This window comes from Mycobacterium neumannii (assembly GCF_048452905.1).
GTDB lineage: Bacteria > Actinomycetota > Actinomycetes > Mycobacteriales > Mycobacteriaceae > Mycobacterium > Mycobacterium neumannii_B.
This window is the reverse complement of record NZ_JBCGVF010000004.1, coordinates 1-24,486: the sequence shown is the minus strand read 5'-3', so window position 1 is coordinate 24,486 and position 24,486 is coordinate 1. Positions and strand designations below refer to the sequence as shown.

The following is a 24,486-nucleotide window of genomic DNA, read 5'->3' as shown; positions in this document are numbered from 1 at the left end:
TCGCGATGGGCGCTAAGGCTGCGGAGTTGCGCGGCGAGTTGCGGACTCTTGTCAAAGAGCATGTGCCCGAGAACTATCTGGGTGCGTTCACCGACAACCCCGCTGATCTCGAGATCGCACAACGGTTCTGCCGCATGCTGGCCGAACGCGAACTGCTGTGCCTGTCCTGGCCGAAGGAGTTCGGCGGTGGTGGGGCGTCGGTGTGGGAGCAAACCGTGGTCCGCGAGGAAATGTGGGCGCATCACGAACCGCGTGGTGCCCAATACATGGGGGTCAACTGGGTCGGACCGATCATCATGCGCCACGGCACCGAGGAGCAGCAGCGCAAACACCTGCCGCCGATCGCGCGCGGTGAGGTCATCTGGTGCCAGGGCTTCTCCGAACCCGAGGCCGGCTCGGACCTGGCGTCGCTGCGCACCACCGCCCGCCCCGATGACGACGGCTGGCTGGTCAGCGGGCAGAAGATCTGGACGTCCTACGCGACGATGGCGCAGTGGTGCTTCCTGCTCGCCAGGACGTCACGCGGTGAGAAAAAACAACAGGGCCTCACGATTTTCCTTGTCCAGATGGATGATCCGGCGATCCAAGTCCGGCCCATCCGCTGCATGATGGGCCCGCACCACCTCAACGAGGTGTTCTTCGACGACCTGCGTGTCACCGAGGCCGACGTGCTCGGCACCGTCGATCAGGGTTGGTCCGTCGTACAGGACGTGATGGCCTTCGAACGCGTCGGCATCGCCCGCTACGCACGCTGCGAACGACTGCTGGCCGCGGCGCCCACCGTGCTCGGCGACCGCTGGGATGACCTGCCGGGAGAACTACGCGGCCGGTGGATCCGGATGCTGACCCACTGCCGCCGGGCCCGGTTGATGGCGTACCGCGTGGTGTCCCTGCAGAGCAGTGGCCGCATCCAACCGGGTGACGCCGCGGCCTACCGGATCGCGGTCACCAAGCTCGACCAGGACAGCGCCGAGGTGCTGATGGACGTCGCCGCCGAGGTGTCCCACGACGACCCGCGGGCCGCCTGGTTCCTCGGCGAGGTCGAAGACCACTGGAAGTACTCGCAGGCCTCGACCGTCTCGTCGGGAAGCATTGAGATGCAACGAATCCTGCTGTCACGTGCAATGCTGGCGGTCGCGCGGTGAATCTCGAGCTGTCCGAGGACGCCCAGGAGTACGGCCGCCAGGCGCTGCGCGCGTTCGAGGCCGCCGGAGGCGATGAACTGGTCCAGCAGGCCGAGGCCAAACCTGAGGCGCGGGAGTCGTTGGTCGGCGCGAGCCTGGTGGGGATCGGCGCCTGGGACCTCGACGCCCGCAACGACGCCGACGGCCTGGAAGCGGCCGCGGCGCTGTGCCGCAGCGCGGGATACTGGGCCCTGCCGTACCCGGTCGCCGAACGGCTGGCCGCCCCGACCGGCCTCGACACCGACGGCCTGATCGTGGTGGCCGGCAACCGGCCCGCGGCGGCGGTCGGCGGGCTCGAGAACCGTTGGACCACAGTCACCCTGGACGGCGCCCGCAGCACCGTGACCGGGATTGGTCCCGTCGGGCCGGGCTTCGTCTCCGAATTGCGGACGGCTGTCGTAGACGACCAGGGCGCCGCCGAGGTCGCGCTCGGAGTGGTGCTGCCGTGCTGGACACTGCTCGGCATGCTCGACAGGGCGATCGAACTGACGGTGGCGCACGTCAGCCTGCGCAAGCAGTTCGGACAGACGCTGTCGTCGTTCCAGGGTGTGCAGTTCCAGCTGACCGACGCCGAGGTGGAGCGCAGCGGACTCGACATTCTCGCCAAATACGCGTTGTGGAGCATCGCCACCGCGCGTCCCGAGGCGCTCACCGACGCACTCGCGCTGCGGTTGTCGGCACTCGAAGCCGCCGAAGTCGTGTTCCGCGTCTGCCACCAGCTGCACGGCGCGGTCGGCTTCTGCGACGAGACCACCCTGTCGTGGCTGTCGCGCTACAGCCAACCGCTGCGGCGGCTTCCGCTCGGGCTGTCCGCGACCCGAGATGCTCTGACCCGCAGAGCCGGCCGCGCGGGACTGACGGGACTCTACGCATGAGGGTCGCGGTGATCGGCACCGGTTTCGGCAAGCACGCGGCGGCTCCCGCGTACGCCGAAGCCGGCTTCGACGTCGAGGTCGTCAGCCCCCGCGACGACGCCGCGGTCAAGGCCGCGCTGGCTTCGGACGTCGACCTGATCTCCGTGCACTCCCCGCCGTTCCTGCACCTTGAGCACGTCACTGGCGCGGTCGAGCACGGGCATGCGGTGGTGTGCGACAAACCGTTCGGTCGCAACGCCGACGAGGCGGCCCAGATGCGCGACATGGCCCACGATGCCGGTGTGCTGCACTTCCTGAACTTCGAGTTCCGGTTCAACGAGTCGTGGACGCGGCTCAAGGAACTGGCCGACAGCGGGGAGATCGGCACACCGCGGCACCTGCACTGGACGTTCTTCGGAAGCGGGCTGCGCGGCCGCAAGCTCGGCTGGATCAACGACCGCGACCTCGGCGGCGGCTGGATCGGCGCTTACGGCTCGCATCTGATCGACTTCACCCGGTGGCTCTTCGGCAGCGAGATCACCGACTGCGGCGGCGTCACCCGCATCGACGGATCGGCCGAGCAGGCCACCGCCGAGGACGCGTACGCGGCGTGGTTCGCAATGGCCAACGGCTGCACCGCTACTCACGACACCGGGTTCGCGGCCGCCGTCCCCTCCCCGCCGTCGGTCACGCTGCTGGGTAGCGAGGCAACCATCGAACTGACGGCCGACACCACGCTTGTCGTTCGTCGACAAGGCGCCGATCCCGAGACCGCCGAGTTCGCACCGCCGCCGCGGCGCTCACCCCCGCCCGCGCTGTCGACGTTCTTCGGACGCGTCGCCGACGCGCTGCGCACCGGCACCCAGATCGCCCCGTCCTTCGACGACGGTCTGGCCGTCGCGCGCGCCATGGACCACCTGCGGGCCAGGGCGGTGCGGCTATGAGCGCCGAATCTGAAGATATGCCTCAAGAAGCGTCCGAAAGTCGAGCATTAGCTCAGTTTCGGCACCAGGTCCGGCAGTGGTGCGCCGAGCACATCCCATCGGACTGGCGCGAAACCCAGACCGGCGCAAGCGATGAGCAGTTCGTGGCCTTCCAGAAGCAGTGGTTCACCGAACTGCACAAGGCCGGCTACGCCGTCCCGCACTGGCCCGCCGAGTGGGGCGGCGGCATGTCGGTGGCCGAGCAGGTGGTGTTATACCAGGAACTGGCTGCCCACGACGCGCCACGGCTGGTTCTCGCGTTCGTCGGCATCCACCATGCCGCGTCGACGCTGCTGGTCGCAGGCACCGAAGAGCAGAGGCGACGGCACCTGCCCGCCATCATCGACGGCGAGATCTGGGTGCAGGGCTTCTCCGAACCCGAGGCAGGATCCGACCTGGCCAGCCTGCGCACCACCGCGCGTAAAGACGGTGACTCTTACATCGCCAACGGACAGAAGCTGTGGGCCAGCGGAGGCAAGCACGCCGACTGGTGCCTGCTGCTGGCCCGCACCGACCCCGATGCGCCCAAGCGGAAGGGGATCTCCTACTTCCTGCTCGACATGACCACACCCGGCGTCGAGGTGCGTCCTATCCGCAATGCGATCGGCGACTCCCACTTCTGCGAGATCTTCCTCAACGACGTGTCGATCCCGGCCGCCAACCTGATTGGTGCGGAGAACGACGGCTGGCGGGTCGCGCAGGCCACCCTCGGCGCCGAGCGCGGCATGACCATGCTGGAACTCGCCGAGCGCCTCGGCAACGCGGGATTCCGATGGCTGGTCCGCAGCGCGCCGACCGACGACCCGATCGTTGCCGACCGGCTCGCCCAGTTCGAAACCGAGATCACCGGACTACGCGGGCTGTGCCGAAAGGTGGTCGAGTCCGCAGAGAATCCAGCGAGAGGTACCACCAGTCCGGCCGACGCATCGATCGTCAAGCTGTTCTACAGCGAACTTCTGCAGCGCATGACCGACTTCGGTGCGGAGATCGGCGGGTTGGCCGGCCATACCGAACTCGCCAAGCCGGCCTCGAGTGGCTGGGAGTCCGGTGCGTGGGTGCTCGACTTCATCGGATCGTGGGAATGGACTATCCCCGGCGGTGCGAGCGAGATCCAACGCACGATCATCGGCGAGCGCGGCCTGGGCCTGCCGCGAGAACCGATGCCCGAGCGGGACCTTGTGTCACCGCGAGAATCGGGTGGAGCCTGATGACCGACTTCACCGAATTCCACGACGAACTACGCTCCGTGGCAGGCGATTTGCTCGCGAAGGACCGCAGCGTCGAATGGTCCACATTGGTCGAAGCCGGTTGGGTCGGGCTCGAGGTGCCCGAACAGCTCGGCGGGGCGGGCGCGTCGTTCGCCGAAGTCGCGGTCATCTGCGAGGAGATCGGCCGCACCGCCGCCGCCACCGACTTCCTCGGCAGCGCGGTGCTCGCCGTCGGAGCGCTCAACGCGGTGCAGCCCAGCGATACCCGCGACACGATGCTCGCCGAACTGGCCAGCGGTGCAACGCGGGTCGTCGTCGCGCTGGAACCGTACGACTTCGTGCCCGACGCCGAAGGCGCGGACCGCATCCTGATCGTCACCGACCGCGGCATCGCCGTGGCCGAGCAGCAGGCCACGCCGCGGCCCGTCGTCGACGAGACGCGCAACCTTGCCGCGCTCGATCCGGACGCTGCGATCGCCGAAACCCTGCCGTTCACCGACGATCCCGCGGTTACGGTGCAGCGGTTACACGACCGGGCCGCCGCGGCGGTCGCCTGCGACAGCCTTGGCCTGAGTGAGGCGATGCTCGCCGCAACCGTCGGATATGTGAAGGTGCGTCACCAATTCGGCAGGGCCATCGGCTCCTTCCAAGCCGTCAAACACGCCTGCGCGGACATGCTCGTCAGCATCTCCGTGTCGCGCCAACTCGTCGATGCCGCGGTCCGCGCCGTCGCCGAGGACGCGCCGGATGCCGGGGTCGCCGTCTCGATGGCCAAGTCGTACACGTGCGCCGCGGCCGTCGACATCGCCGGCAAGGCCATGCAATTGCACGGCGGCATCGGATACACGTGGGAGAGCGGTATCCACGTCTACCTGAAGCGCGCCACCCTCAACCGATCACTGTTCGGCTCTCCGTCAGCACACCGAAAACGACTAGCGCAACGCTATCTGTAGAGAAATCAAGGAGTTTCCCGTGGGTGTACCCGTATACAAGCGCATTCTCGATCTCTTCGAGGCCGAGGGCGTCAACACGTTGTTCGGCATCCCCGATCCCAACTTCGTGCACATGTTCACCGAGGCCGACGCCCGCGGCTGGTCGGTGGTCGCACCGCACCACGAGCTGAGCGCCGGGTTCATGGCCGAGGCGGCATCGCGGATGACGGGCGCGCCGGGGCTGTGCATCGGAACCCTCGGACCGGGCATGGCCAACATCGCGGGTGCGATCCAGTGCGCGCTGGTAGAGAACTCACCGGTCATCTTCCTCGGCGGCCAGCGCGCCCGCATCACCGAACGCAGGGTGCGGCGCGGGCGCATCCAGTTCGTCCAGCAGGAGGACCTGTTCAAGAACTCGGTCAAGTTCAGCAGCTCGATCGAGTACGCCGACCAGACCGACGAGATCATCCGCGAAGCCATCCGCCAGTCCATGTCCGGCACCCCCGGCCCCTGCTACATCGAGTACCCGTCCCACATCATCCTCGAAGAGCTCGACGTGCCGGATCCGTTGCCGCCGCACCGGTATCGGCTCGTCAACCAGGGCGCGGGTGAACGTGAGGTCGCCGAGGCGGTCAGACTGATCCGCGAGGCGAAGGGCCCAGTCTTGCTGGTGGGTCACGGAGTTCACACCTCGCGCACCCAGGAGCAGGTCAGGGAGTTGGCCGAGCTGATGGCGTGCCCGGTGATCCAGACGTCGGGCGGCACCTCGTTCATCCCCGGCCTGCAAGACCGCACCTTCCCGTACCTGTTCTCTCCGGCGGCGAACGAGGCCGTCGAGAAGTCCGATCTGTGCGTGGCGCTGGGAACCGAGCTGGGTGAACCCATGCACTACGGCAGGACCCAGCACTGGGCGGGCAACGATGCCAACCGCAAATGGGTTCTCGTGGAACAGGATCCGACCGCAATCGGGGTGAACCGCCCGATCGATGTGCCGCTGGTCGGCGATCTACGCGGCGTGGTGCCGCAGCTGGTCGCGGCGCTGCGCGAAAACCCGCGCACCCCGTCAGCCGACTTCGAGGCTCTGATCAAGGCCGACGCCGCCGAGATCGCCCGGGTGGCCGCGGAAGCGCCGAGTGGTCGCGCGCCGATCCATCCGGCCCGCTACGTCGTAGAGGCCACGAAGGCCTTCGACGAATGCACCGAGGACGGCATCCTGGTCCGCGACGGTGGCGCGACGGTGATCTTTCAGTGGACGTACTCGCAGACCAAGCCTCGAGACGTGATCTGGAATCAGAACTTCGGTCATCTCGGCACCGGTCTGCCGTATGCGGTCGGCGCGTCGGTCGCCGAGGGGCGCAAACGTCCGGTCATGCTGCTCACCAGCGACTCGGCGTTCCTGTTCCACATCGCCGAACTCGAGACCGCGGTCCGGGAGAACGTGCCGCTGGTCTGTGTCGTCGGCGTGGACCACCAATGGGGATTAGAGGTGGGCGTCTACAAGCGCACATTCGAGCAGCCGTCCCCGCAGCCGGGTGTGCACTGGAGCAAGGACGTCCGGCTCGACAAGGTCGCCGAGGGTTTCGGGTGCCACGGCGAGTACGTCGAAAAGGACGACGAGATCGGCCCGGCGATCAAGCGGGCGTTCGCCAGCGGCAAGACCGCCGTCGTCCACGTCTGCATCGACCCGAAAGCCAACTCCGAGGAGATGCCGAAGTACGACCGATTCCGCACCTGGTATGCAGAAGGCACGCAGTAGCGCCCGCGGTCGAACCGCGAATAGGGTCAAGTTCTAGGGAAGAGTGGGGACATGCGCGAGTATCTCAAGTTCTACATCGACGGCCAGTGGGTCGACCCGATCCGGCCCAACAGCCTCGAGGTCGACAACCCGACCACCGAGGAGGTCTCCGGCAAGATCGCGATCGGTTCCGCGGCCGACGTCGACGTGGCCGTGCAGGCCGCCCGCCGGGCCTTCGCGAGCTGGTCGCAGACGAGCCGCGACGAGCGCCTCGAGTTGTTGCAGGCGATCATGGGCGAGTACCAGAAGCGAGCCGGTGACCTCGCCGACGCGGTGAACGAGGAGATGGGCGCCCCGGCGTCGCTGGCGGCAGGCCCCCAGGTCAATCTCGGACTCGGCCACCTCGCCACGGCCATCGACGTGCTGAAGAACTTCGAGTTCGAGGAGCAGCACGGGGCCACGCTGGTGGTCAAGGAACCGATCGGGGTGTGCGGGTTGATCACGCCGTGGAACTGGCCGATCAACCAGATCGCCTGCAAGGTGTTCCCCGCGCTGGCGACGGGCTGCACGATGGTGCTCAAACCGTCGGAGGTCGCACCGTATTCGGGTCAGATCTTCACCGAGATCCTCGACTCGGCAGGCATTCCCGCCGGGGTGTACAACATGGTGTTCGGCGACGGGCCGGGGGTCGGGGCGGCGTTGTCGGCCCATCCCGATATCGACATGGTGTCGTTCACCGGGTCGACGCGGGCCGGCGTCGACGTCGCCAAGAACGCCGCGCTGACCGTCAAACGCGTCACTCAGGAACTCGGCGGCAAAAGCCCGAACATCGTGCTCGACGACGACGACTTCGCCAAGAGCGTGACCGCGGGCGTCTCGGTGATGATGATGAACAGCGGTCAGAGCTGCAACGCGCCGTCGCGCATGTTGGTGCCCAACACCCGCATGGACGAGGCGATCGAGATCGCCCGCCAGGTGGCGGGCGGGGTCAAGGTCGGCGATCCCGACGAGAAGACCGCGATCGGCCCGGTCGCGTCCAAGGCGCAGTTCGACAAGATCCAGGGCCTGATCCAGACGGGCATCGACGAGGGCGCGACCGTCGCCATCGGCGGCACCGGTCGACCGGAGGGTCTGAGCAAGGGCTACTACGTCAAGCCGACAGTGTTCGCCAACGTCACCAACGACATGACGATCGCCCGCGAGGAGATCTTCGGCCCGGTGCTGTGCATCCTCGGATACGACGACCTCGACCAGGCGCTCGAAATCGCCAACGACACGGAATACGGTCTGGCGGGCTATGTCTCGGGTGCTGACCTGGAGAAGGCCCGCGCGGTGGCGCGGCGGATCCGGGCCGGCTCGGTCGCGATCAACCACGGCTTCGACATGGCCGCTCCGTTCGGCGGCTACAAGCGCAGCGGCAACGGCCGCGAGTGGGGACACTTCGCGTTCGACGAGTTCCTGGAGATCAAGGCCGCGCTGGGCTATGCGCCGGAGGCGGCCGCCGGGTAAGCGCCCGGTGGCGCGGCGCCACCTCCGTACGCCACCACCTTTGCCGAGAGTGCAGTTTGTGACGGATTTCGGCCGATTTTCGTCAGAAACCGCACTCTCGGCGCTGCGTTAAGGCTTGAGCAGCGGCCGCAGGTCGTCCAAGCGGTCGAACAGGTGCCAGATGTACGACGACGACCCGTTCTCCCGATGCGCGTGCAGGTCGGCCAGATCAGGGTCGTTGCAGTAACCGTCGAACGCGTCCTTGGAGTCCCACTCGACGAGGATCAGCACCTTCCGTGGCTCGATGTCGCCGAGGACGGCCTCGCTGAATTGTCCGAGCGCGACGACGCGACCGCCGTGCTTGGCGACCTCCGCGGGCGAGCGTTTCGAATAGGCGAGATACTCGTCGCGGTCGGCGACGTCGAAGAGGTTCAGCGCATATATCGTCACGTGGGTGACGGTACGCGGTGAGAAGTACGAATACGGCATCGATTTCGACCGCATCGCGGCGATCGACATCCACACCCACGTCGAGATCGACTGCCACGGCCACAAGGCCTACGTCGACGAGCTCGTGGAGGCGACCGAGAAGTACTTCAAGATGCCACCGGGCGCGACGGCAGGCGTCGACGCGGTTGCCGACCTGTACCGGCAGCACAACACCGCCGCCGTCGTGTTCACCATCGACGCGCGGACAGCGATGCGCCACTTGCCGAACTCGATCGAGGACCTCGTCGCAGGCGCCGCGCGCAACAACGACGTGCTGATCCCGTTCGGCAGCGTCGACCCGTGGCACGAGCGCCGGGCGGTGCACCGGGTCCACGAGCTCGTCCGCGACTACGGGGTCAAGGGCTTCAAGTTCCATCCGAGCATGCAGGCGTTCGAACCCAACGACCGTCGCTTCTACCCGATCTACGAGGCGATCACCGAGGCCGGGCTGCCCGCGTTGTTCCACACCGGGCAGACGGGCATGGGGTCGGGGCTGCCGGGTGGGCACCGGATCAAGCTGCGCTACTCCGATCCGATGCTGCTTGACGACGTCGCCGCCGACTTCCCGGATCTGACGATCGTGATGGCCCACCCCGCGGTGCCGTGGGTCGACTCGCAGATCGCGATCGCTACACACAAGGCCAACGTGTACGTCGACTTGTCCGGGTGGAGCCCGAAGTACTTCCCGCCGCAGCTGGTCCGCGCCATGAGCAGGCAGCTGCGCACCAAGGTCCTGTTCGGCACCGACTTCCCCTACATCCAGATCGACCGGTGGCGCGCCGACTTCGACACCCTCGACATCCATCCGGCGGTGCAGGCGCTGATCTACAAGGAGAACGCGCTGCGGGTCCTGGGGGTCACGCGCTAGTCCGATGAGTTTTCGGGCGGACGACGGTCTGCACCGGTGACTGAGCACTCACCGACAAGGAGCCCGTCGTGCCCATCCGCAATTCCGCCCCTGTGGGCGCCCCGACCTGGATCGACCTGGCGTCCTCGGATGTCGAACGCTCACAAGCCTTCTACGGCGAGGTGTTCGGCTGGACGTTCGAGACGGCGGGCGCCGAATACGGCGGCTACGTCACCGCGTCCAAGGACGGCAGGCCGGTCGCCGGCCTGATGTTCAACGATCCGCAGTGGAACAGCCCGGACGGCTGGACCACCTATTTCCACACCACCGACGCCAAGGCCACCCTCGACGCGGCGATCGCCGCGGGCGCGACGACGTGCGGAGCACCCGTGATGGAGATCAAGGACAAGGGCTGGATGGGAATGCTGTCCGACCCCAGCGGCGCGTTCGTCGGGCTGTGGCAGCCAAGCAAACACCGCGGATTCGAGGTCGTCAACGAGCACGGCGCGCCGGTGTACTTCCAGTGGACCGGCCGCGACTACGCCACGTCGCAGCAGTTCTACCGTGACCTTTTCGGCTGGCAGATCGAGACCGTGTCCGACACCGACGAATTCCGCTACAGCACGGCGAACTTCGACGGCGAGGCGTTGCTCGGACTGATGGACGGCGGCGCCTTCCTGCCGGAAGAAGAGCCGTCGAACTGGAACTTCTTCCTGGGCGCCGACGACGTCGACAAGGCCGTGCAGTTGGTCCTCGACAACGGCGGCAGCGTGATCCGCGGCGCCGAAGACACGCCCTACGGGCGGTTGGCCGCGGTGGCCGACTGCACCGGGGCGGCCTTCAACTTGTCGTCGCTGCAGTAGGCGATCATCAGGCCGTCATCAGGTAGTCGGTCCTGCCGACGAAGACGATGCTCGCCGGGTTCGGCGTGGTGGCCGCGTCGACGACGGCGTCGGCGAAGGTCATGTGGCTCATGTCACCGGACACCACCGTGAGCTGCACGCCGGCCTGGCGGAACTCCGAACGCCTTGTCAGCAGGGCTGTTTCGCCGGCCCGCATGCTCGCCGCGACGGCCGTGTAGCCCTTGGGCACCGCCTTGTCGGGGAAGAAGTGGGCCTGGTGACTGGTGACGAAGACGATCCGTCCGCCGACGGGCATCAGCGGCAGGGCCGCCAGGGCGAGCCGGCGTTGGGCGTCGCGGTTGAGGCGCATCGCGCACTCGGGACCGGCGCCGGTGTCCAGCGCATCCGACGAGTTGAGGATCAAGGTGTCCAACCGACCGAAGCGCGACGCGATGCCGTCGATCACCTCCGCGGATTCGACCTCGTCGGAGATGTCGCGCGTCACGACGACGTGGGTGTCCACGCTGCCGAGCTGGCGCGCGACCCGCGCGCCGAGGCCCCTCGAGCCTCCGGTGACCAGGACGATTCGTTCGGGTTGGTGATCCATGTCGGGCTCCTTCCGTCGCCGCGCGCCCGCGTGGCCCCAACCGTACACCTATTTCTAAGAAAAATAAGGTCTATCTAAGGTCACAATAAGGTAGCCGTCGGAGGGCTCATGATGGTGACGTGGAATCGACCCGCATAGACAGGTGGTTGTGGTCGGTCCGGTTGGCCAAGACCAGGTCCGATGCGGCCGAGGCATGCCGGGGCGGGCACGTCCGGATCAACGGGCGGACCGCTAAGCCGGCCACTGCGGTAACGCCCGGCGACGAGGTGCGGGCCCGCATCGGTCAGACCACACGGGTCGTCGAGGTTCTGCGGGTGATCCAGAAGCGGGTGGGCGCGGCTGACGCGTCGACGTGTTATCTCGACCGGACACCCAAACCTGCGGTCACCGAAACGGTGCAGTTCGCGGCCCGCGACCGCGGTGCGGGCCGACCGACCAAGCGGGACCGCCGGATGCTCGACAGGCTGAGGGCGGGCCGGTTGTGATTTCAGGCGGTCGGAGCGGCGAGCTCGAAGTCGGCGAAGTCGAACCCCGGCACAACCACACAGCTGACCAGGCTCGGCTCGTCGTCGCGAGGGCGGGCGCGCTGCCAGTGGCCCGGCGGCACGACGAACTGGGGCTGCTCGCCGGCGAGAATGTCGACACCCAGAAGATGCGTTGTGGCACTGCTTTGTTCGCGCCCAGTCTCGAGCAGTAGCGGGCTGCCCGCGTGGAACAGCCACAGCTCGGCGCTGCGCACGGTGTGCCAGGCCGACTGCTGACCGGGCATCAGCAGGAACAGGATCGCCGTACCCGCGCTGCGCGGGCCCGTGTAGTCCGGCGGCAGCGCGGACTGCGGGACGATCAGGTCGCTGCGCCACGTCTCCCTGTACCAGCCGCCCTCCGGATGCGGGGACAGGTCGAGGCGCTGTGCCCATTCCGGAAGATCGGTCATCCCAGTACCTGCCTTTTCAGTGTCGGACACTCCAGACTAGAGACCGGTGCCCTGCGATCCAGCCGATAGGCTCGTGACATGTCGCGAGTGCGCCCCGGATGGCTGGTCGCATTGTGCGGGGCGATCGTCTCGGTGAGCGCATGGCTGCCGTGGCTGACCGCCAACGGCGGCCGGGTCAGCGCGATCGGCGGGATCTTCGGCGACCTGCCTGCGCCGAACCCCGGATTCGGGGTGGGCCAGTTGATCGTGCTGCTGGCGTCGTTGCTGATCGTCGCCGGTGCGATGTCGGCCAGGGGGTTCTCGGCTCGCATCGCATCGACTGCAGCGTTGGCGATTTCGGTGCTTCTGGTGGTCCTGTCCCTTTGGTACTACCGGCTTTACGTGTACTCACCGGTGTCCGCTGGCTACGGGCTCTACCTCGGCGCCACCGTCGCCGTGGTCGCGGCGGTCTTGTCGGTGTGGGCGATGGTGGCCTCGTGGGCGACGGTCTCGTAGGCGGCGCGCCCGGGTTCGCCGAACCGGTTGTTCTGACCGGCGACCGATGGGTGACGTTGGAACCGCTGCGCCGTGAACACATTTCGGAGATCGTGGCTGCCGCGTCCGACGGTGAACTCGGGCGTCTGTGGTTCACCGCGGCGCCGGCACCCGACGCCGTCGAGCGGTGGGTGGACGCCAGGCTTGCGGTGCAGGCGCCCGACACCGGGCTGACCTTCGTGGTGCGCCGCCACGACGGAACACTGGTCGGGTCGTCGAGTTATATGAACGTCGACGGCGTCAATTGGCGACTCGAGATCGGCAACACGTGGTACGTGGCGGCCGCACGGCGCAGCGGCGTCAACTCCGAGACCAAGCTGTTGATGCTCGGCCACGCGTTCGACGAGTTGGGTTGCGTCGCAGTCGAGTTCCGCACCCACTTCTTCAACGCGGCGAGCCGCGCAGCGATCGAGCGCCTCGGCGCGAAACTGGACGGGATCCTGCGCAGCCACCAGGTGCTGCCCGACGGGTCACGCCGCGACACCGCGGTCTACTCGATCCTCGACATCGAATGGCCCGCCGTGCGCAACAACCTGCGGTACCGGTTGGACCGTCACGCGTGACGTGCGTATGCACGCCGAAACTGCGACCAGATCGCAGGCGATCTGACCGCAGTTTCGACTAGGTGCGGTTACCCGGCTTCGACTGTCGTGGTCTGGATCGACTTCTGGCCGCCGCCGTGGGCGACGTCGATCTTGCGCGGCTTGGCGCGTTCGGCCATCGGGATGGTCACGGACAGCACGCCGTTCTCGTAGGTCGCCGAGATAGCCGACGTGTCAATACCTTCGCCGAGGGACAGCTGCCTGCGGTAGGTGCCGAAGAACCGCTCGTTGGCCAGCCACTGCACGCCGTCGTCCGACCGTGCGGTGCGGTGTGCCGAGATGGTCAGCGTGCCGTTGTCGACGTTGACGTCCACTGAGCCGGGATCAACGCCGGGCAGATCGGCGGTCAGCAGGTAGTGGTCGTCGACCTTGCACAGGTCCATCGGCATGAACCGGGGGGAACGATTTGATCCGGTCTGGTTCGTCAGAAGACCCCGGGTCAGAGCATCAAGTTCGGTGAACGGATCAAAGCGAAGCACAGCAATTCACCTCCTATGTCACTCAGGGCCCGCCACCCTGGCGGGCAGCCAAATCACTGTGCGCACCTGCTAGGTTAGCACTCGATACCAGAGAGTGCTAGAAAATTTTCACGAGATTTCGACGGCTGAGACCTGCGCGCCGGTCAGTGGTCGGCCGCATCGATCGCATGCGAAGACGGCGGTGAAGCGCTGCCCGCAGGCGGTGTGCGTCAGCAGGACCGCGGGGCCGTCGGGGTCGGTGAACCAGCGCTGGGCCCACTGCAGGGCGGAGATCAGAATCGGGAACAGGGCCCGGCCCTTGCCGGTCAGTTCATACCGGTCGCCGACGTCGGCGAGTACCCCGTTGGCGGTGAACGTGGCCAGCCGGTCGGCGATCGATCCGGGTGGCGCTCCGAGTTGAGTTTGGAAGTCGGTAAATCGCCGAACTCCGACAAATGCCGCCACCAGCAGTGCAAACCCCCAGCGGTTCCCCATGACGCTCATCGTCTGCGGGAACAGACCCGCGGCCGTGTGCTGATCGGCTTCCGAGCGCCTGCGCGTTGCGGTGGCCGAGGGCACCGACCGCTCCCACGACCCACTTGGACCCCATTGTGGGACAACGTCTTTCTCGCCGGCGGTCTCGCCGCACGAGCGGCACGTCACCATCGGTGTGAAATCGGCGCCGCATGCGGTATGGCGCATGGTGGGCAGCGGCTCGGCGTGGTCGGGGACCCAGTGGCGCTCCCACTCCCAAATCGACAGCAGCACCGGCCACAGCAACCGGCCGCGCGGTGTGCCGATGTACTCGAAACGCTGTGGCCCTTCCTGGTATTGGCGACGCTCGAGCAGTCCCGCGGCGGTCAGCGTTCGGAGCCGGGTTGTCAGCACATTGTTGGAGATCGGCAGGCGAGACTTGAAGTCGCCGAAACGGGTCGCCCCCAGCAGCGACTGCTGCATGACGAGCAGAGTCCACTCGTCGCCGAGCAAGCCGAGCATGCGGGCGACGGCGTTCGGCTCGGGCACGGACTCGGGCGGGGCCACCTACAGGCCGACGGCCTCGGCCGCCGAATCGGTTTCCCGCCACCGCCGCAGTTCCGAACCTGGAGCCCACGTCGAGTGTGTCCCGCTGGAGATGCGTTCCGGCAGAGCCAGTTTGCACACCGGGCCGTCGTCGACCCGGGCCGCGTCGAACACCAGGCAGTAGGAGGCGTCGGCGTTCATGTCGGTGGTGAGCGTGACGAGGTAGCCGTCGTCTTCGGCGGTGCCGTCGATTCCCGGAGCCGGGACGGCGACATTCGACCTGGGCGCCATCGCGGTCTCGCTGCCGTACACACCGTCGGGGAGGGTGAAACGCTGTTCGGTGCCGGTGCGCAGATCGTGTTTGACCAACCCGTCGAACAGGAACCAGCCCGGCTTACCGGTGGCCGCGTACGTGTAGCGGTAGGGGAGCCCTGCGTAACCGCCGTTGATCGTGCCGAATTCGGTGATGGAGTCGGTCAGCTGCTCCTCGGTGGTCTGCCCGGTGACGAGATTGAACCGCCAGCGGTGCAACCGGGTCTGCAACCGGTCCAACGCCAGGAACCGAAACGCCCGCTGCCAGCGGTCGCCTGCCCTCGTGTCGACCGGGGACGGGTCGCCTTCGAAGAAGCCGTCGAGGACGATCTCGTCACCGTCCTCGTAGGCGTTGGTGAAGTGCAGCACGAACGTCGGGTCGGCCTCGAACCACCGGATGTCGGAAGACCCACCGCGGCGGGGAACCACGGCGAACCGCGACGGCATGTCGGGGTGGAAGCCAGGGAAGTGGATGCCGGCTTTGAGCAGCTCCGGATCCCAGAACATCGGGAAGTCGTTGAGGATCGCGTAGTTCTGGGTGAACGCCATGTCGTGCGGCAGCCGCGGGCCGGGCAGCGGGACGTCGGTGAGGTGGACGAGGTTGCCGCCGTCGTCGACGACGCCGTAGCGCATGTACGGGTCCTGTTTGCTGTACGAGAAGAACAACAGCTCGCCGGTGCGATCGTCGACCTTCGGGTGCGCCGAAACGCCCCAGTCCGCGGGGAACCGGCCGTGCCAGTCCTCCTTGCCGAGGGTGTCGCCGGAGAACGGGTCGATGCGGTACAGATCACCGCACTGATAGTGGCTGGTGAGCGCGACACCGCGATGGACGATGACGTCGGTGCTCGACGCGTCTTTCATCAAAGTCCGTGCGCCCCAGCCGTGATCACGCTTGGCCAGCTCGATCGGCTCGGCCAGCCCAGGCCACAGCGGGCCGCCTGCATCGTTTTCGGCGAGCAGGCCGTCGGTGCGGACAAAGCGGTTGCGGTAGAACGCCTTTCCGTCGCGGAAACCGACGACGTGCACCATCCCGTCACCGTCGAAGGGGTGATAGAACTTCAGCGCCGGGTGCAGCGGATTCTCGGTGTTGCGCAGGTAGACACCGTCCAGGTCCGACGGGATCTCGCCCTCGACCACCGCGAGATCGTCGGCGTCCCATTCGGTGTTCTGGGGTCGCCACGGTCCGGTGCGGTACGGGTGGTCGTCGTCGTCCGGCAGCGTTGACAGGTACTTGCCGACGATCTCCACGTTCGCGCTACCCATGTCAGGCCCTTTCGACGATGAAGCTGACGGTGGTGGCGGTGCTACCGCCGAAGTTCAAGGTGCCGAACGCCGTTGCGCCCTCGACCTGGTAGTCGCCGGCGCCGCCGCTGACCTGCTTGGCCGCATCGAGCAGCATCCGCACCCCGGAGGCGCCGACCGGATGGCCGCCACCGATCAGGCCGCCGCTGGGGTTGATCGGCAGCCGTCCGCCGATCTCGATCTCGCCGTTCTCGATGGCCTTCCACGATTCGCCAGGCCCGGTGATACCGAGGTGATCGATCGCGAGGTACTCGCTGGGGGTGAAACAGTCGTGGACCTCGAACCCGTCGACGTCGTCGAGCGTGACGCCTGCGCGATCGAAAGCGTCGAGCACCACACCTCGGACATGCGGCAGCACGTACGGATCGTCGGCGGCACGGTCGAGTTTCTGCTGCAGGCCCAACCCCACTGTCCGGTGGCCCCAGCCGGCGATGCGGCCGAGCGGACGCAAGCCCGGATGGTCGCGAAGGAACTCGTCGGTGGCCAGGACGACGCCGGCGCCGCCGTCGGTCATCTGGCTGCAATCGAATCGGCGCAACCGTCCCTCCACGGCGGGGTTGGTGGCGTCGTCGTCGGTCAGCGGATCCGGCACGTTCCATCCGCGAGTCTGCGCGTTCGGGTTCGCGCGCGCGTTGGTGAAGTTCAGTGCCGCGATGGCGCGCAGGTGCGACTCGTCGATGCCGTAGCGCCGGTCGTACTCGGCGGCCACCCGGTCGAACATGTGAGGCCACATGAACGTCGCATCAGCGCCCTCGTGACCGGTCCACGCGGCGGCGCCGAGGTGCCGAGCGCCGGTATCCCCTGCGACGGTCTTCTCCAGCTCGACACCGAGCACCAGCGCCGACCGGTAGGCCCCCGACCGTAGATCCGCGATGGCAGACAGTGCTGCGACGCTGCCCGAAGCACACGCGGCTTCGTGCCGTGTCGCCGGTTTGCCCCACAACCCGTCGTGCACCGATGCGGGCATCGCCCCCAGGTGCCCCTGGAACGCGAAGAGTTCGCCGAATGCGTTGCCGACGTGCACCACCTCGACATCGCGGGCGTCGACCTTGGCCACCGCCAGCGTCGACTCGACAACTTCGCTGCTCAAGTCCGCGAAATCCCTGCCCTCACGCGTGAGATTCCTGGCGAAGTCGCTCTGATAGCCGCCGAGGATCCACACATCGGGTGCACGCACAACCGGAATGCTACTACAGCTAAGAGAGTGACTCTGCGGGAACGGCTATAGGGTCGGCCCCGTCGGCTGCTGTCTTAACCGACGAGACCTCAGCGCGAGAAACGGTCGACCGTCACCCGAGCTTGTCCAGGACATGCCCAATGACCCGAGAAGCAAACAATCGTGTAATCAGGCGACCGATAGGGAAGACTTTCAGGATGACCCCGTCCTCCCGCACCCAGGACCTGGCCGAACGAATGGCCGAGTTGGCGCGGGCTTCCGCCCCGCCGAGCACGGTCGACGACGTGCTGAAAGACGTCACCGAGACCGCGCGTGAGCTGATTCCTGGCGCGGACACCGTAGGTGTGCTCTTGATCGGCAGGGGAGGGAAGTTCGAATCGCTCGCGGGGACGTCGGAGCTGCCTCACACGCTGGACGAAATCCAGATGCAGTTCAGCGAGGGTCCCTGCGTGGAGGCCGCGCTGAACGAATCGATTCTTCGGACCGATGACTTCCGCGTGGAGGACCGTTGGCCGCTGTATTCGGCCGCCGCGGTCGAGCACGGTGTGCTCAGCGGACTGTCGATCAAGCTGTACACGGCCGATCGCACCGCCGGAGCGCTGAACATGTTCAGCCTCAAGGCGCGCGCTTTCGACGCTGACGACGAGATGATCGGCACAGTTCTGGCAGCGCATGCCGCCGCAGCGCTCCTGGCCAGCCGGGAAGGCGAACAGCTGAAGTCGGCGATGGCCACCAGGGATCGCATCGGCCAGGCCAAGGGCATCATCATGGAGCGATACGGCGTCGACGAGGTGCGGGCGTTCGAGATGCTCAAACAGCTCTCCCAGGACAGCAACGTCAAGCTCGCGGACGTCGCGCAGCGCGTCATCGAAACGCGCAGCGGTATCTGAGTCCCGAAAAGCTTGATCTCGCCGGGCACCATCCATGCCAACGCGTGCAGAGTATGGGCGACCCACTCCTTATCGGTCACCACCGCGGTCCGTTTGAGAGACTCGTGATGCCCTAACAAGGCGCCGAAGCCCATCTTCAGGTCCTCGACCAGTCCACCGGGACCGAAACCTTCATATGTAGGTGCGATGACCATATGTAGGTGCGATGACCTCGACGATCCGCACCTCGCCGCCCTGCAGCAGCTTCTCCATGTCCGGTTTGAAGTTGCGCAGATCGTCGCCGCTGACCCGGCCGGACACGCGGAAGCCGACCACACCTTCTGGCATCTCCGCCAGCACTTCGATCATCCGTGTCATCTCCTTTCCCGGCACGTGAGGGCGGTATGTCCGCACGATACAAACGCTACGACCAACTGCTGCCCGATGCGGAGGGACCATCGCCCCGGGCGTCTGGGGCCTTTGGTCCTCAGCCGCAGCGGGTGACTTTCGGCCCTTCGGGATCTCCCGTACACCGACGATCCTGAGGATGTGGCTCTGTAAACAACGCCGAGGAGGGCGAAATGGGCTCCACCACAGGCGCAGCGAATTCGAGACCGCACGGCGTCGTGGTCGGTGTGGACGGGTCCCCGCCCTCCCGGGTGGCGACCGACTGGGCAGCGCGCGACGCAGCGCTGCGCGGTGTGCCCTTGACAGTCGTCCATGTGCTGCCGTCCAACGCGAACGGAGCATGGGTGGACCTCCCGATGTCGGGTCAGTTCGCCGTCGAGCGGGAGCGCCGCGGGAAGGCCGTGATCGACGACGCAATCGGGCTCGTTCGTGATGCCATCGGCGCCACACCCGACGTCGAGGTCGACCATCGCATTCTCACCGGCGCCACGGTCTCCTCGCTCGTCGACTTGTCCGAAGGCGCCGAGCTGATCGTCGTCGGCTGCCGCGGTCTGGGAGGTGTCAAAGGTTTGCTTCTCGGCTCGGTCAGCTCAGGTCTTGTGCACCATGCACACTGTCCGGTCGCGGTGATCCATGACGAGGACCCCCTGATGGATCATCCGGCGACGGCCCCGGTAGCGGTCGGCATCGACGGCTCGCCCGCCTCGGAATTGGCGACGGAGATCGCCTTCGACGAGGCCGATCGTCGCGGGGTAGGGCTGCTCGCCGTTCACACATGGACGGGCACCGGAGATTCCGGCGTCCGAGAAGGCGGTGCTCGGGCAGAAGAGGAGCTCGCGCGACGCGTTGCCGGCTGGAACGAGCGTTATCCCGATGTCGTCGTTCAGCGCATCGTCGGCCCAGGCAATCCGGCTCGGCGATTGCTCGAAGAATCCGAACGAGCCCAGCTTCTCGTGGTGGGCAGCCGGGGCCTCGGCGGATTCGCCGGGATGTTGCTCGGATCGGTGAGTTCGGCCGTCGCGCAGGCCTCACGCATGCCGGTCATCATCGCTCGGCGCTGAAGCCCAGGGACTTTCGCCTCTACACCGGAGCACGCGAGACCGATCATCATCATTTTCGCGGGCGAAACGAATCCCGATGGTGACGACAGGAGTTCCCATGCGCACAGGTGCGGTTGTGGTCGGAGTGGACGGCAGCGATGCCGCGGTCAACGCGGCACGGTGGGCGGCCGCGGTGGCGGCGAGGTACGAGACGTCGTTGCACATCGTGCATGCGTTACCGGCCGTCGGGCACAACGTGACGGACACCGTCGCCGCGATGCGAGCGGCCGTCCTCGAGCACCAGCGCGAGAGTGCCGATGCCATTCTGCGCCGAGCAGACGAGACCGTGCGCTCACAGAACCACGAACTCGAGGTGACGACCCTTTCCACCGATGTTCCGGTCACCGAGGTTCTGGTGGAACTCAGCAAGGCCGCGCGGATGATCGTGGTCGGCAACGACGAAGTCACCGCTGCGGGTGCGCTGTTGCTGGGTTCGACGACACTGGCTGTGGCCACGCGCGCCGACTGCCCCGTTGTCGCTTGGCGAGGGTCGAACGTCGTGCCGACGGACGATCCGGTAGTCGTCGGGGTGGACGGGACACCGTCGTCTCTGGCCGCTCTGGAGAACGCGTTCGAGTTCGCCGAACGGTTCAATGCGAAGTTGGCGGCCGTACGGTCGTGGTCGTCGCCGCTGCGCGCGGTGGCCACGCGACTACCACTGCTGATCGACTGGGATGCACTCGAGACGGCAGAGTGGGCGCAGTTGACGAACGATGTCGACGGTATAAATCAGCGCTACACACAGGTTTCCGCACCGTGCTTCGTTGAACACACGAAACCGGCTGCAGCACTGATGGATCGGTGTCGCGCTGATGGTGCGCAGCTGTTGGTGGTCGGAAGCCACGGGAAGCCCGCCCTGGCCAGCGCCATCCTGGGGTCGACGGCGTTGAATCTGTTGCAACACGCCACCGTTCCGGTGATGGTCTGCCGACCGAGCCGGTGACGCGTGGGCGGTATTTCGCGGTAAGGGTCTTCCGACCCTGTTACCGAGAGCGTCGCTGCGAGAGGGTTGAGGTATGACGACCGCATCGGTTACCGCGATCACCCGCCGAGATCCGTCCAGCAACGTGAATCTCCACGCCGAGATCCATGAGACGCACACAGGGCTGGTTGCTCTCATCGGGGACCGCGCATACAAAACGAAAAAAGCGATCGTCACGGACTTCCTCGACTTCAGCACCCGCGAACGTCGCGAGCAGACGTGCCAACGCGAAGTGGCGCTGAATCGCAGGTTGGCGCCGGAAAGCTATTTCGGCGTGGGTCACTTCGCCACGCCGGGTGAACCCGCCGAGCCCGTCATCGTGATGCGCCGCTACCCGGAATCCGCCCGGCTTGCCGCGCTCGTAGGCAACGGCGATCCCGTCGACGGATGCCTCACCGCCATCGCGGACCGATTGGCGCGCTTCCACCGGAACGCGTTACGCGGCAGACATATTGACGAACAGGCGACGGCTGCCGTGATTTCCGAGCGCTGGCACCAGAATCTCGGTGAACTGGAGCGATATGTCGACAGCGTCCTACCCGGGGCGACGCTGCGCGAGGTCACACGCCTGGCCGACCGGTACCTGGCCGGCCGTGGCCAGTTGTTCGCGCAGCGGATCGCGTCGGGCCGCGTCGTCGACGGTCACGGGGATCTGCAGACACAGGACATCTTCTGCATGCCCGACGGTCCGGTACTGCTGGACTGCCTCGAGTTCGACGATCGACTGCGCTACGTCGACGGTGTCGACGACGCAGCCTTTCTCGCGATGGACATGGAGTTCCTCGGCCGCAAAGACCTCGCTGATCACTTCTTCGACGAGTACCTCCGGCGGGCCGACGATCCCGCACCGAGGTCCTTGAGGGATTTCAGCGTCGCGTACCGCGCTGTGGTGCGGGCGAAGGTGGACTGCATCCGCGTGGATCAAGGGCACCCGGAAGCGGTGGCCGACGCGATACGTCATCTCGACATCGCCCTGGCCCACCTGCGATCGTGCACCGTCGGGTTGGTCATCGTCGGCGGCGGCCCGGGAACCGGCAAGACCACCGTGGCGCACGGATTGGCCGCACGGGTCGACGCCCGGGTCATTTCTACCGATGAGGTGCGGCGCGAGCTACAACGGTCCGGCGCCATCTCCGGACAGGTCGGCGAACTGTACGTGGGACTGTATGCGCCCGAGAACGTGCGCGCGGTCTACGACGAGGTGCTGCGTCGAGCCCGTACTCTGCTGTCCACCGGTGAGACCGTCATCCTCGACGGCACCTGGCGCGATGCGCAGCAACAGGAGAGGGTGTATCGACTCGCTGCCGAAACCTCATCGGCCATGGTCCATTTCGTGTGTTCGCTGTCGTCGGCGGAAGCCGCCGAACGGGTTGTGGCCAGAGGGCCGTCGAGTTCGGATGCGACACCACAGATCGCCGTTGCGCTCGGTGGCGACGCGGGCTCCGATCGATCCCACCGACTCGACACCGCCCGTCCGCTCGCGGACTCGGTGGACGAGGCGCACCGGGTATTTCGTCGGGTTGTCGATGAACATCTGACTGGTGGCGCGCAGCTGCCGAGGGCGCGCGACGGCGACGCGTAACATCGGCCCCAGCGGCTGGTGGTGAGTCGATGAGGATCGGAACGGCAGAGCGGTGACGGACAGAGCGCGATCCGGGGACGACGCAAGTATGCGATCGCTCCGGGAGACGTTGTCGCAGTTGCGCCTTCGTGAGCTTCTGTCCGAGGTCCAGGATCGCTTCGAAGAGATCGTCGAGGGACGGGACCGGTTCGACGGACTGCTCGAGGCCATGCTCGTCGTCACCTCCGGCCTCGAACTCGACGAAACGCTTCGCACCATCGTGCGAACGGCCATCGATCTGGTCGATGCGCAGTACGGAGCGTTGGGGGTTCGCGGTCGAGGTCACGAACTCGTCGAGTTCGTGTACGACGGAATCGACGACGCAGCAGCCCGAGCGATCGGCCACCTGCCGGAGGGAAGGGGCGTCCTCGGCCTGCTCCTCGACGACCCGAAGCCGATCAGGGTCGATAACATCGCGCATCACGCTGCGTCCGTTGGGTTTCCGCCGGACCACCCGCCGATGGTCACCTTCCTCGGCGTACCGGTCCGAATCCGCGACGAGGTTTTCGGCAACCTCTATCTGACCGAGAAGGCCGGTGGTCAGCCGTTCAGCGAGGACGACGAGGTCCTCGTCCAGGCGCTCGCGGCGGCCGCGGGCATCGCGATCGATAATGCGCGGCTCTACCAACAAGCCAAGCACCGGCAGTCGTGGATCGAGGCCACCCGCGATATCGGGACTGAACTTCTGTCGGGGACCGAACCGGTGAAGGTGTTCCGGCAGGTCGCCGATAAGTCGCGTCAGCTCAGCGGGGCCGGTCTGACCGCGGTGTTCGTTCCGACCGACCGCGAGGTGCTCCCTTCGGAGGCGACCGAACTCGTCGTCGCCGCCACCGCGGGCGACGTTCCAGCATTGGGCCTGGACGCGGTTTCCGTCGCGGACAGCCCGATCGGCCAGGCGTTCACGCAACGCGCGCCGATGCGGTTCGACGGACTCGGGCTCGGCGTGGATGGGCTCCAGACGGGTCCCGCGCTGTTGCTGCCGCTACGCGCGGGCGACGCCGTCGCCGGTGTGCTGGTTGCACTTCGACCGGTCGGCGCGTCGCCGTTCACCGACGAGAACATGGACATGATGGCGGCTTTCGCCGACCAGGCGGCGCTGGCGTGGCAGTTGGCCAGCACCCAGCGCCGGATGCGAGAGCTCGATGTCCTGACCGATCGCGATCGCATCGCCCGCGACTTGCACGATCACGTCATCCAGCGGCTGTTCGCCGTCGGCCTGGCATTGCAGGGGACGATCCCACGGGCGCGCACGCCGGAGGTGCAGGAGCGGCTCGCCGGATGCGTCGACGACCTTCAAGAGGTCATCCAGGAGATCCGCACCGCGATCTTCGACCTGCACCATGCGCAGCCGGGCGTCACGCTGAGGCAGCGGCTCGACGAGGCGATCGATCAGTTCGCCGACCCGGATATGCGCACCACAACAAGATTCTCGGGTCCGCTGTCTGTCGTCAGCGACAAACTGGCCGAGCACGCGGAAGCGGTGGTGCGCGAGGCGGTTAGCAACGCTGTGCGGCACGCGAACGCCAGTACGTTGCAGATCGGCGTGACCGTCGGGGACGACCTGTGTATCGAGGTCGTCGACAACGGGTGTGGCATCGCCGCCGACGTGACACCGAGCGGGTTGGCCAACCTCCGCGCCCGCGCCGAGGAGGTCGGTGGCCAGTTCTCCGTCGAGGGTGCCTCTCAGGGCGGCACCAGTCTGACGTGGTGCGCCCCGCTCACCTGAGGTAAAAACACCATCTGAACTGCGAAAACGCGAAGTGCCCCTGTTGGGCTTCGGTTGATTCTTGACGGATCTGCTGCGGTTGATCCTTGACACTCGGTGTGGTGGTTAGGGCTCTGTTTGGGTGCGCAGGGCCCGTTTGTTTCTCACCTTGCCGGTGCTGGCGCGTGCGGCGGTCTTGACCAGAACGTCGCCAATGTAAAAGCGCAGCAGGTCACCGTCGACGTGAACATCACAGCGCGAACCGGCGTAGTGCTGCCCCAGGCTGACTTGCT

At 66.7% G+C, this 24,486-nt stretch carries 24 protein-coding genes and 2 pseudogenes; 17 read left to right on the top strand and 9 right to left on the bottom strand.

Annotation, left to right across the window (positions count from 1 at the left end; all coding sequences use genetic code 11):
• The first annotated feature begins 5 nt into the window (after positions 1 to 5).
• From AAHH99_RS16445 to AAHH99_RS16415, 7 genes are read left to right on the top strand one after another with little or no spacing between them, the layout of a single operon-like run.
• Complete coding sequence (locus AAHH99_RS16445) at positions 6 to 1,145, top strand: acyl-CoA dehydrogenase family protein (protein WP_418769737.1); 1,140 nt, start codon at positions 6 to 8, stop codon at positions 1,143 to 1,145.
• Positions 1,142 to 2,059 carry an acyl-CoA dehydrogenase family protein gene (locus AAHH99_RS16440; RefSeq protein WP_418769683.1) on the top strand — a complete coding sequence of 306 codons (918 nt, stop codon included), beginning with the start codon at positions 1,142 to 1,144 and terminating at the stop codon, positions 2,057 to 2,059. The genes AAHH99_RS16445 and AAHH99_RS16440 overlap by 4 nt, the downstream gene beginning before the upstream one ends.
• Entirely contained in the window at positions 2,056 to 2,982 is a 927-nt protein-coding gene (locus tag AAHH99_RS16435; protein ID WP_418769682.1) for a Gfo/Idh/MocA family protein, read from the top strand. The genes AAHH99_RS16440 and AAHH99_RS16435 overlap by 4 nt, the downstream gene beginning before the upstream one ends.
• A complete protein-coding gene (locus tag AAHH99_RS16430; protein WP_418769681.1) occupies positions 2,979 to 4,229 on the top strand; it encodes an acyl-CoA dehydrogenase family protein in 1,251 nt (416 codons plus the stop codon). The genes AAHH99_RS16435 and AAHH99_RS16430 overlap by 4 nt, the downstream gene beginning before the upstream one ends.
• Complete coding sequence (locus AAHH99_RS16425; protein WP_418769680.1) at positions 4,229 to 5,182, top strand: acyl-CoA dehydrogenase family protein; 954 nt, start codon at positions 4,229 to 4,231, stop codon at positions 5,180 to 5,182. Before AAHH99_RS16430 ends, AAHH99_RS16425 begins: the two co-directional genes overlap by 1 nt.
• Positions 5,183 to 5,201: 19 nt before the next feature.
• A complete protein-coding gene (locus tag AAHH99_RS16420; RefSeq protein WP_418769679.1) occupies positions 5,202 to 6,917 on the top strand; it encodes a thiamine pyrophosphate-binding protein in 1,716 nt (571 codons plus the stop codon).
• A 51-nt stretch (positions 6,918 to 6,968) separates the two neighbouring features.
• A complete protein-coding gene (locus AAHH99_RS16415) occupies positions 6,969 to 8,405 on the top strand; it encodes an aldehyde dehydrogenase family protein (protein WP_418769678.1) in 1,437 nt (478 codons plus the stop codon).
• Between the two features lie 108 nt (positions 8,406 to 8,513).
• On the opposite strand, the gene AAHH99_RS16410 is transcribed toward AAHH99_RS16415, so the two are convergent.
• Positions 8,514 to 8,834: a DUF1330 domain-containing protein gene (locus AAHH99_RS16410; protein ID WP_418769677.1), complete on the bottom strand. Its 321-nt coding sequence runs from the start codon at positions 8,832 to 8,834 to the stop codon at positions 8,514 to 8,516.
• 4 nt (positions 8,835 to 8,838) lie between these two features.
• Between AAHH99_RS16410 and AAHH99_RS16405 the strand changes: the two genes are divergently transcribed.
• Positions 8,839 to 9,741, top strand: coding sequence for an amidohydrolase family protein (locus AAHH99_RS16405; RefSeq protein WP_418769676.1), 903 nt, complete (start codon positions 8,839 to 8,841; stop codon positions 9,739 to 9,741).
• 68 nt (positions 9,742 to 9,809) lie between these two features.
• Positions 9,810 to 10,583 carry a VOC family protein gene (locus AAHH99_RS16400; protein ID WP_418769675.1) on the top strand — a complete coding sequence of 258 codons (774 nt, stop codon included), beginning with the start codon at positions 9,810 to 9,812 and terminating at the stop codon, positions 10,581 to 10,583.
• Between the two features lie 7 nt (positions 10,584 to 10,590).
• Here AAHH99_RS16400 and AAHH99_RS16395 read toward each other — a convergent pair whose 3' ends face one another.
• Entirely contained in the window at positions 10,591 to 11,169 is a 579-nt protein-coding gene (locus tag AAHH99_RS16395; RefSeq protein WP_418769674.1) for an SDR family oxidoreductase, read from the bottom strand.
• Positions 11,170 to 11,288: 119 nt separating this feature from the next.
• Here AAHH99_RS16395 and AAHH99_RS16390 point away from each other — a divergent pair, with 119 nt between their 5' ends.
• Positions 11,289 to 11,654, top strand: coding sequence for an RNA-binding S4 domain-containing protein (locus tag AAHH99_RS16390; RefSeq protein ID WP_418769673.1), 366 nt, complete (start codon positions 11,289 to 11,291; stop codon positions 11,652 to 11,654).
• Between the two features lie 2 nt (positions 11,655 to 11,656).
• On the opposite strand, the gene AAHH99_RS16385 is transcribed toward AAHH99_RS16390, so the two are convergent.
• Positions 11,657 to 12,103 carry a cupin domain-containing protein gene (locus AAHH99_RS16385; RefSeq protein WP_418769672.1) on the bottom strand — a complete coding sequence of 149 codons (447 nt, stop codon included), beginning with the start codon at positions 12,101 to 12,103 and terminating at the stop codon, positions 11,657 to 11,659.
• 78 nt (positions 12,104 to 12,181) lie between these two features.
• On the opposite strand from AAHH99_RS16385, the gene AAHH99_RS16380 reads away from it, so the two are divergent.
• Together AAHH99_RS16380 and AAHH99_RS16375 are read left to right on the top strand one after the other, a co-directional pair.
• A complete protein-coding gene (locus AAHH99_RS16380; RefSeq protein ID WP_418769671.1) occupies positions 12,182 to 12,598 on the top strand; it encodes a hypothetical protein in 417 nt (138 codons plus the stop codon).
• Positions 12,580 to 13,200, top strand: coding sequence for a GNAT family N-acetyltransferase (locus AAHH99_RS16375; RefSeq protein WP_418769670.1), 621 nt, complete (start codon positions 12,580 to 12,582; stop codon positions 13,198 to 13,200). Before AAHH99_RS16380 ends, AAHH99_RS16375 begins: the two co-directional genes overlap by 19 nt.
• 68 nt (positions 13,201 to 13,268) lie before the next feature.
• Here AAHH99_RS16375 and AAHH99_RS16370 read toward each other — a convergent pair whose 3' ends face one another.
• From AAHH99_RS16370 to AAHH99_RS16355, 4 genes are all read right to left on the bottom strand, one after another.
• A complete protein-coding gene (locus tag AAHH99_RS16370) occupies positions 13,269 to 13,718 on the bottom strand; it encodes an Hsp20/alpha crystallin family protein (protein WP_418769669.1) in 450 nt (149 codons plus the stop codon).
• Positions 13,719 to 13,826: 108 nt separating this feature from the next.
• The gene (locus tag AAHH99_RS16365) at positions 13,827 to 14,693 is read right to left on the bottom strand and encodes a winged helix-turn-helix transcriptional regulator (protein WP_418769736.1); all 867 of its coding nucleotides are present in this window, start codon (positions 14,691 to 14,693) and stop codon (positions 13,827 to 13,829) included.
• A gap of 45 nt (positions 14,694 to 14,738) precedes the next feature.
• A complete protein-coding gene (locus AAHH99_RS16360; protein ID WP_418769668.1) occupies positions 14,739 to 16,292 on the bottom strand; it encodes a carotenoid oxygenase family protein in 1,554 nt (517 codons plus the stop codon).
• A gap of 1 nt (position 16,293) precedes the next feature.
• Positions 16,294 to 17,493 carry an acetyl-CoA acetyltransferase gene (locus tag AAHH99_RS16355; RefSeq protein ID WP_418769735.1) on the bottom strand — a complete coding sequence of 400 codons (1,200 nt, stop codon included), beginning with the start codon at positions 17,491 to 17,493 and terminating at the stop codon, positions 16,294 to 16,296.
• A 212-nt stretch (positions 17,494 to 17,705) separates the two neighbouring features.
• Here AAHH99_RS16355 and AAHH99_RS16350 point away from each other — a divergent pair, with 212 nt between their 5' ends.
• Positions 17,706 to 18,398: a GAF and ANTAR domain-containing protein gene (locus AAHH99_RS16350; RefSeq protein ID WP_418769667.1), complete on the top strand. Its 693-nt coding sequence runs from the start codon at positions 17,706 to 17,708 to the stop codon at positions 18,396 to 18,398.
• A 2-nt stretch (positions 18,399 to 18,400) separates the two neighbouring features.
• Here AAHH99_RS16350 and AAHH99_RS16345 read toward each other — a convergent pair.
• Positions 18,401 to 18,746, bottom strand: a pseudogene (locus AAHH99_RS16345) (STAS/SEC14 domain-containing protein); the annotation flags it as partial.
• 212 nt (positions 18,747 to 18,958) lie between these two features.
• Here AAHH99_RS16345 and AAHH99_RS16340 point away from each other — a divergent pair.
• From AAHH99_RS16340 to AAHH99_RS16325, 4 genes are all read left to right on the top strand, one after another.
• Positions 18,959 to 19,846 (top strand): universal stress protein, encoded by an 888-nt coding sequence (locus tag AAHH99_RS16340; protein WP_418769666.1) that lies wholly within the window; start codon positions 18,959 to 18,961, stop codon positions 19,844 to 19,846.
• A 97-nt stretch (positions 19,847 to 19,943) separates the two neighbouring features.
• Positions 19,944 to 20,828, top strand: a complete 885-nt coding sequence (locus AAHH99_RS16335; RefSeq protein ID WP_418769665.1) for a universal stress protein — start codon at positions 19,944 to 19,946, stop codon at positions 20,826 to 20,828.
• Between the two features lie 73 nt (positions 20,829 to 20,901).
• Positions 20,902 to 22,449, top strand: coding sequence for an AAA family ATPase (locus AAHH99_RS16330; RefSeq protein ID WP_418769664.1), 1,548 nt, complete (start codon positions 20,902 to 20,904; stop codon positions 22,447 to 22,449).
• Positions 22,450 to 22,537: 88 nt separating this feature from the next.
• Entirely contained in the window at positions 22,538 to 24,214 is a 1,677-nt protein-coding gene (locus AAHH99_RS16325; protein ID WP_418769663.1) for a GAF domain-containing protein, read from the top strand.
• A gap of 105 nt (positions 24,215 to 24,319) precedes the next feature.
• Here the strand turns inward: AAHH99_RS16325 and AAHH99_RS16320 are convergent.
• A pseudogene (locus AAHH99_RS16320) lies at positions 24,320 to 24,486 on the bottom strand (IS481 family transposase); the annotation flags it as partial.